Source organism: Pseudomonas sp. P7758 (genome assembly GCF_013386485.1).
GTDB lineage: Bacteria > Pseudomonadota > Gammaproteobacteria > Pseudomonadales > Pseudomonadaceae > Aquipseudomonas.
The window spans coordinates 25,215-32,813 of record NZ_JACARS010000076.1 but is presented as its reverse complement, the minus strand read 5'-3'; the positions used below and the strand labels follow the sequence as shown (position 1 = coordinate 32,813).

Annotated in this window: 5 protein-coding genes and 1 pseudogene; 2 read left to right on the top strand and 4 right to left on the bottom strand. The window is 60.7% G+C overall.

Annotated elements, in window-relative coordinates:
• Both HX873_RS17310 and dkgB read left to right on the top strand, forming a co-directional pair.
• Positions 1-255 (top strand): annotated as a pseudogene (locus HX873_RS17310) (hypothetical protein); the annotation flags it as partial.
• Positions 256-547: 292 nt separating this feature from the next.
• Positions 548-1,351: a 2,5-didehydrogluconate reductase DkgB gene (gene dkgB / locus HX873_RS17305; protein WP_102369365.1), complete on the top strand. Its 804-nt coding sequence runs from the start codon at positions 548-550 to the stop codon at positions 1,349-1,351.
• On the opposite strand, the gene HX873_RS17300 is transcribed toward dkgB, so the two are convergent.
• The 4 genes from HX873_RS17300 to HX873_RS17285 form a co-directional block, all read right to left on the bottom strand.
• A complete protein-coding gene (locus HX873_RS17300) occupies positions 1,348-1,779 on the bottom strand; it encodes a hypothetical protein (RefSeq protein WP_003211555.1) in 432 nt (143 codons plus the stop codon). The genes dkgB and HX873_RS17300 overlap by 4 nt on opposite strands.
• 135 nt (positions 1,780-1,914) lie before the next feature.
• Positions 1,915-5,550 carry a transporter substrate-binding domain-containing protein gene (locus HX873_RS17295; RefSeq protein ID WP_177122961.1) on the bottom strand — a complete coding sequence of 1,212 codons (3,636 nt, stop codon included), beginning with the start codon at positions 5,548-5,550 and terminating at the stop codon, positions 1,915-1,917.
• Between the two features lies 1 nt (position 5,551).
• Entirely contained in the window at positions 5,552-6,178 is a 627-nt protein-coding gene (locus HX873_RS17290; protein WP_003211560.1) for a response regulator transcription factor, read from the bottom strand.
• Positions 6,179-6,471: 293 nt separating this feature from the next.
• On the bottom strand, positions 6,472-7,188 hold the full coding sequence (locus HX873_RS17285) for an MgtC/SapB family protein (protein WP_003211562.1): 717 nt from the start codon (positions 7,186-7,188) through the stop codon (positions 6,472-6,474).
• Between the last annotated feature and the right edge of the window lie 411 nt (positions 7,189-7,599).

Here is a 7,599-nt window from a genome sequence, read left to right as displayed (position 1 = left end):
GGTGTCAGTGCGCAAGTGCCGCTGTCCTACGGGCCGTTTATCAGCCAGGGCAACGTACCGGTGGCCAACACCACCCTGGAGACCTACGTCCAGGGCGACAACTGCAATGCCTGTCATCAGTACGCGACCATCGCCGGCAGCTCGACCCTGGCCTCGGACTTTTCGTTCCTGTTCAACAGTGCCGATTCGGCCAGCAAGAAAAGCCTGGTCAAGCGCGTAAAAGCCTTCCAGACCCTCAAGGACAGTTCACCCTGAACTCGACTGTTCAGACCGCTGCTCAAGGTTTCTCGGTGCTGTAAGGCCTTGAGCATTTGGTCCTTGCGCTAGCTCCTGCTGGTTAAAAGAGGCGCCCCTTATCAAGTAACGCCCGAAATGTCCGACAGCCCCCGCATCTACCCGGTAAGACCGCTCTCGAGGGATATCGTGTGGCCACCCGCCGGCCACTCATGACTTTTGGTAAAGAGTCCTTTTCGGATTCAGCGGTTTTTCCGAAGGAACGAGAGGCCGATACTCGACTCCATTGTTCACACCACTTCAGGAGTCACTCATGTCCATTCCCGCATTCGGCCTCGGCACGTTCCGCCTGCAAGGCCAGGTCGTCATCGACTCCGTCAGCACCGGCCTGGAGCTGGGCTATCGCGTCATCGACACCGCACAAATCTACGAAAACGAAGCCGACGTCGGCCAGGCCATCGCCGACAGCGGCATCCCAAGGGACGAGCTGTTCATCACCAGCAAGATCTGGATCGCCAACTTCGCCGAAGGCCAGCTGATTCCCAGCCTCAAGGAAAGCCTGCGCAAACTCCAGACCGACTACCTGGACCTGACCCTGATCCACTGGCCATCGCCGGAAGACCAGGTACCGGTCGCCGAGTTCATGGGCCAGTTGCTGGAAGCCAAGCGCCAGGGCCTGACCCGTCAGATCGGTATTTCCAACTTCACCGTCGACCTGATGAAGCAGGCAATTGCCGCCGTCGGTGCCGAGCACATCGCGACCAACCAGGTGGAACTGCACCCGTACCTGCAAAACCGCACCGTGGCGGAGTTTGCCAAGGCCCATGGCATCCAGATCACTTCCTACATGACCCTGGCCTACGGCGAAGTGCTGAAGGACCCAGTGATCCAGCAGATCGCCGAACGTCATCAGGCAACCCCGGCGCAAGTGACCCTGGCGTGGGCCATGCAACTGGGCTACGCGGTAATCCCGTCCTCGACCAAGCGCGCCAACCTGGCCAGCAACCTCAAGGCTCTGGACCTGACCCTGAGTGACGCTGACATGGCGCATATCGCCGCCCTGGAGCGTGGCCATCGGCTGACCAGCCCCAAAGGCATCGCGCCGAACTGGGACTAAGCCGCAGGGCTGCCGGACAACTCCCGCAGCCACGGCAACACCCGCAACCCGTCGGTGGCTGACGGCGGGTCGATGATGTCCATGAAGTGTTCAAGGTTGATGCTGTCCGGCGTACCCGGCAGGCGCACCAGCAGGGTTGGTGCGGCGGCCGGCGTGCCCAGTTCGCGGATATCGTAGACCAGCACATGGCGAATCTGCGGGTGCTGTTCCTGGAAGGCCAGCACCCCGCCGTCGCTGTCTGCCAGCCCGGCGTTGATGATCAGCACATCGAACGGCCTGGCCGGAATCGCCGTGAGGATCCGCACTTCTTCGAAGGTCTGCACCGGAACGATGCGGTAGTAGCCCAGTTGGTTGAGCATTTTTTCGATGTACAGTCGTTGCAGATGCTGTTCATCGGCGATCAGGAGGGTCAGTGCTTTGTTTGGCATGGCGAACACCTGAGCAAGAAGCGCTCGTGAAGGACTGGACGCACTATTTTCCAGACATATTCCGAAGACTAAATAAGGCTTGTTCCACCTTCACGTAGGAGTTGTCCCAAACAGCTCAATACCCCTCCGCACCGGTCAAGTCTGATTGCAATACCCCGACAGCGCGTGGTGCAGGTGCGCGAGCGCTTCATCCATGCCATCGACGGCACTGGCCAATTCGTCGCGGGCCTGACGTTCACAAACGCTTTCCAATACCTCGCAGCAAACCATCAGTGCATGAGCCTTGACCATCTTTGCCCCGCCCTTGGTGCGATGGGCCAGGTCATGCAGGCCGGCAAAGTCTGCCTTGCGTTGCAGGTTCACCAGCTGCCCATGGTCTGCCTCAAGGCTGTCGAGCAAGGGCGCCAGCAGCTCCTTCACCGCGTCGATATCCCCGCCGGTCAGTTTCTCAAGGTGGCTCAAGTCAAAGTCTGCCGCCAGTTCATCCGTGGTGCCGGGCGCCACCGAAGGTGTGGCCGTGCGCCGCGCCAGGGCCGCATGCAAATCCTCAAGCCCGGTGGGTTTGAACAGGCAGCCATCCATGCCCGCCTGCCGGCAGCGCTCGGCTTCCTCGGGCTGGGCGTTGGCGGTAAACCCCAGCAACAGGCACGGCGCCAGGCCACGCTCGCCCTCAAGGGTGCGGATATCCCGCGCCAACTCATAACCGTCCTTGAACGGCATATTGCAGTCGGTAATCACCCCGTCAAAATGCCCGGACAGCCACAACTCAAGCCCCTCGACGCCATCTTCGGCGGTGGTGATCCGGTGCCCCAGGAAGCTCAATTGCCGGGCCAGCAGCAGCCGGTTGGCCGGGTAGTCATCCACCACCAGAATGTTCAGCGCGTGGGCCGGCGGAGTTTCCACGGCAACCGGTGCGGGCGGCATCAGCGTGCTGTCGGCGACTGCCAGCTCCAGGGTGACATCCACCCGAGTGCCCTGCCCCAGCAGGCTGCTCAATTGCAATTGCCCCCCCATCATCTCGCACAGGTTGCGGCTGATGACCAGGCCCAGGCCCGAACCGCTGCGCGCCGATTGCGCAGTGTTGCTGCCCTGGATAAACGGGTTGAACAGGCGCTTCTGGTCTTCGACACTGATGCCGATGCCGGTGTCTTCCACCCACAGCCTGAGGTTCAAGTAGCCGCTGGCAATCGCCGACGAGCCGGACGCGCCAAGCCGCACCCGGCCGTGAGGGGTGAACTTGATCGCGTTGCTCAAAAGGTTCGACACCACTTGCTTGAAGCGCATCGGGTCCACCAGCACGTACCGATCAATCAGCGGGTCGAGCTCCACCTGCAGTACCAGGCCCCTGGCCCGCGCCAGCCCCTCGAAAACCCGCGCCACCGACGCCAGCAACTCGTGCAGGTTCGAAGGCTCGAGGGTCAGGGACAGGTGGCCCGATTCTATACGCGCGATATCGAGGATATCGCCGATCAATTCCAGCATGCCCCGCGACGCATCGGCGGCCACCTCCAGCGCATCGCGGTCGGCCCGGTTCTGCTCGGCGGCTTTCAGGGCCAGTTCGATCATGCCGATCACGGCGTTCATGGGCGTGCGGATTTCATGGCTCATGGTCGCGAGAAACGTGGTCTTGGCGCGGTTGGCCGCGTCGGCATCCTCCTTGGCCTCCTGCAACTGGCCGAGCAGTTGCTGCCTTTCGCTGACATCCACCCAGCCGGCGATCATGCCCACCACCTGCTCATTACCGTCGCGGTACGGCAGCATCCAGTGGTAGATGGTCAGGACCGCACCGCCCGGCACCTTGAGCACGCGGTCCTGGATCTGTGGCTCGCCCCGCTCCATCAAGCGCAGGTAATCCTGATGAAAAGACTCGGCCTGGGGGCGATTGCCGGTGTCGGTCTCGACCACGGTTTTACCGGTCACGTCCTCCAGCTTGAAACCGAACACATCAAGGTAAGCGCTATTGCATGCCATCAGCCGGCCCAGGCGATCACGCACATAAATCGGATGGGGCGTGCCGTCGATCAGCACGCCCATAAAGCGCATCTGATCACTCAGCGCCCGTTCGGCCTCGACGCGCTTGCGTATCAGCTGGCGCAGATAAATCGCCCAGCCGAGGGTGATCAGCAACAGCAGCGCCGCCAGGCTGAAACCTTGAATAATCGCATTGCGGTGCCGCGCCCAGTAGCTGTCTTCAACCAATACCTCGCTACGCCAGTGGCCAGCCAATTCGTCCATTTCCTGGGGCGTAATACTCAGCAGCGCCTTGTCGAGGATCGAATACAACTCCAGTTGGCTGCGGTTGACGCCAAAGGCTATACGGGCCGGCTCGGACCCGACCGTGCTGGTGATCCGCAACCGGTCACGGTACTCGCGGGCAATCATGTAGCGGGCGCTGATCAAGGTATTGACGGCGGCATCGGCACCGCCATCGGCCACCAGCTCCATGCCGTGCTCGGGGTTCTCGACGTCCACGAACTTGATGCTCGGATAGTCCTGGGCGATGCCCTCCTGCAGGCTATTGCTGCCAATCAGCGCCAGGCGCTTGCCGGCCATGTCTTCCAGGGTAAGGGGGCTGCCGTCATCAATGCGACTGACCAACACAAACGGATTGGTCAGGTAAGGCCGGGTAATGCGTACCTTGTCCGTGCGCTCGACGCTGGGGGTGACCACCGCGATTATGTCTGCACCACCGGTGTTGACCCTGTCGATTTGCCGGAGCATCGAGGTGCCGGGAATGAAGTCAAACTTCAATCCCGTGCGCAAGCTGATGCGGGCCAGCACCTCGGCGCTCAACCCTTCGAACGCGCCCTGCTTGTCGATAAATGAAACCGGCAGAAACTTGTCGAGTACCGCGACCTTTATTCTCGGGTTCTTGTCCAGCCAACGCTGTTCACTGGCACTCAAGCGCAGCCGGTCCGCCCCCAGGAACCCCAGGTTGCCGGCACTCCAGCGCCGCAGGATTTCCATCTGCTCGCTGACCGGGATCACCGCCAGTGCCGCATTGATGATCGACAGCAAGCGCGCGTTGTCCCGGGAAAATGCAAACGCGAAGGGATTGACCTCAAGTGACGAGAAGTCGGCCATGCGGACGTTGTTCAGGTGGTTCCTGTTGATCAGGTAGTTGGTGCTGATTGCATCGCCGAGGTAAACATCTGCATGGCCGAACGCAACCGCGCCGATGGCCTCGAAGGTTGAAGGGAACAGCTGGATCCGGGCATTGGGGTAAAACGCCTGCACCGCGTCAGGCTGCATGTAGTGATAAAACATCGCCACACGTTTATCGGCCAGGTCGCTGCTCAGGCCCTGGCTGTCACCCGTGCGGGTGACCAGGGTCGGTTGATCCATGGCATAGGAGCGCGAGAGTACCAACTGCGGGTCTGCCGCCTCGTAGCCGTTGGCAGATCCCACAAAATCCACCTCGCCACGCTTGAGCGCGGTGATGACTTCATCGCGATTGTCGTAGCGGCGCACTTCTATCGTGATGTTCAGCGCATCGGCGATCAGCGACGCGTAATCCGCCGTAATCCCCTCGAGTTCATCGCTGGTGCTCAACTCGAATGGTGCGTAGTCGGGCCCAGAGATCCCCATCAACAACCGGCGCCGTTCGCGCAGCCAGCTCCACTGCGTTTCATGCAGCCGTACGGCGGGCGTTTCAATGACGGAATGCCCCAACAGATACAGGGTGCGCGGCTCGCCAAGCGCCAGGCCTTGTGTGCAGAGCGCGCCCAGCAGCACACTTGCGCTGAGCCACAAGACCCGAAAGTTGATCATTTCAGATCAGATGATTGCGCTGGGCGAACTTGGACAAATGCACCACCGACGACATCCGCAGTTTCTCCTTCAGTCGGGTTTTATAAGTGCTGATGGTCTTGTGGCTGAGCAACATGTCCTCGGCAATTTCCTTGTTACCCAACCCCAGCGCCAGCTTCTGCAGTACGGTCAGCTCGCGGTCGGAAAGCTCTGCCACCAGGTCCTGCTCGGTGGATTGCAAATCGTCGCGGCGCACCGAGCTGGTGGGCAGGCTCGGAAAGCAGCTGTAGTTGGACATCACGGCCTTGATCGCTTTTTGCAGCTCATCCAGCTCGCCGGTCTTGGCGACAAACCCCATCGCGCCGGCACGCATGCAGCGGGTGGAAAAAAACACCGCCAGGTAGGACGTCAGCACCAGGATCTTGCACGGCAGGCCCAGCGCCTTGATCCGGCTGATCACCTCCAGGCCACCCAGCTTCGGCATCGCCAGGTCGAGGATGATCAGTTCGGGGCGTTCCTCCCGGGCAATCTGCATGGCATCGGCGCCGTTGCCGGCCTCGAAGATCGTGTCGAAGCCTTCCTGCTTCAGCAGATAGCGGACGGTTGCGCGGATAAATGGATGGTCATCCACGATTAAAGCTTTGCTCATAAGGCTCCCCTGGGAGGATTCAGTACCGTTACACATCACACGGGACCTATCTACCTGTGAGAAATGACAGTTCCGACGAACGGAACTGAACAGTCCTACAAGCAGCAGTCGGGTCCCTCCATTTGAACAGCGCATAACCCTAGGTAGGCGGCACCTGCGTGCCTGGCTAGTCGCAAGCGCGCAACCTTACCAATGGAACGGCGTAACAACTGAAGGGATAGTCCCAGCTGTATGTAGGACTTTTCCTCACCATAAGCATAGTAAAGAGCCGGTCCCGGGGGCGCCAAGGCGGCCTAGTCGGTGGTACTCGGACTCCAGAACGCTTGCACTACGAGGGCTGAAGTGGAAATACGGGCCACCAGCGCATCCAGTTCGTCACCGTCTACCGAGGTCACGGCCAGCGTCGCCTCGATTTCCACCTCTTCAGGACCAAAGGGACGTACGTCCACATCACTGGCCGGGTAGTTGCAGCGAGCAAGTTCGGCTTCGAGCAAGGCCAATACCGCCTTCTGCTGGGTACGCCGGGCCACCACATACAGAATGTTGGTCACCTCGGCCGACACCACGTCCAGTGGCTGGCGGTTGATGTTATTGACGATCGGGCGCAGCAGCGTGTTGGCCGCCAGCACAAACAGCGTACCGAGCAGCGCTTCGAGGATCAGGTCGGCACCGGCACAGGCACCCACCGCCGCCGACGCCCAGAGCGTGGCCGCAGTATTCAGGCCGCGCACGTTGCCTTCTTCACGCATGATCACACCGGCACCGAGAAAACCGATGCCCGAGACCACATAGGCCACGACCCGCACCGCCCCTTCGGCGCCGCCCAGGCGGTTGGCCATGTCGACGAAAATCGCCGCTCCCACCGCCACCAGCACGTTGGTGCGCAGCCCCGCCGTGCGCTGGCGGTACTGACGCTCAAACCCGATCAGGCCACCGAGAATGAAGGCCGCGGTGAGGCTGACCAGCGTGTCGATCAGCGAGTTGAGGTTGATGTTGTTGATTGCTTGCATAGGCGTCTTCCCTATTCATTACCAGCCAAACTTACGCGAGGAAACCTTCGGCCAGGTACGACCATCCTGGGCCGTGATTGAGTCACGGGCACGACAGGACAGGCCCGCCCGTCGCAAACGACAGGCGCGTCCGCAGTACCGCGATGCAAGGCATCACGTACTGTTAAGCGTCGATGAGAGGGAATTCGGAATCGGGCCAGGACTGGCCGCCATCGAAATGCCGCTTCTCGCTTCTGGGCGAGACAACGGCATCGGAAAAATGCGCGTTATCTTGCCAAGTATGTGCCGGTTATCGAGACCGGCCGACGACTGTCACTCGAACAAGTACCCACTGAGGGTCTCCGCTATTGATGAAAACGCGCGAAGCTTACGCTCCGAATTAATGAGAGTAAACCGTAGGAAAATTTACCC

Bases quoted from the DNA above. Each gene is read 5' to 3' on its own strand.
- HX873_RS17300 (WP_003211555.1), bottom strand. From the start codon at position 1,779: ATGCCAAACAAAGCACTGACCCTCCTGATCGCCGATGAACAGCATCTG.
- HX873_RS17290 (WP_003211560.1), bottom strand. From the start codon at position 6,178: ATGAGCAAAGCTTTAATCGTGGATGACCATCCATTTATCCGCGCAACC.
- HX873_RS17295 (WP_177122961.1), bottom strand. From the start codon at position 5,550: ATGATCAACTTTCGGGTCTTGTGGCTCAGCGCAAGTGTGCTGCTGGGC.
- HX873_RS17285 (WP_003211562.1), bottom strand. From the start codon at position 7,188: ATGCAAGCAATCAACAACATCAACCTCAACTCGCTGATCGACACGCTG.
- dkgB (WP_102369365.1), top strand. From the start codon at position 548: ATGTCCATTCCCGCATTCGGCCTCGGCACGTTCCGCCTGCAAGGCCAG.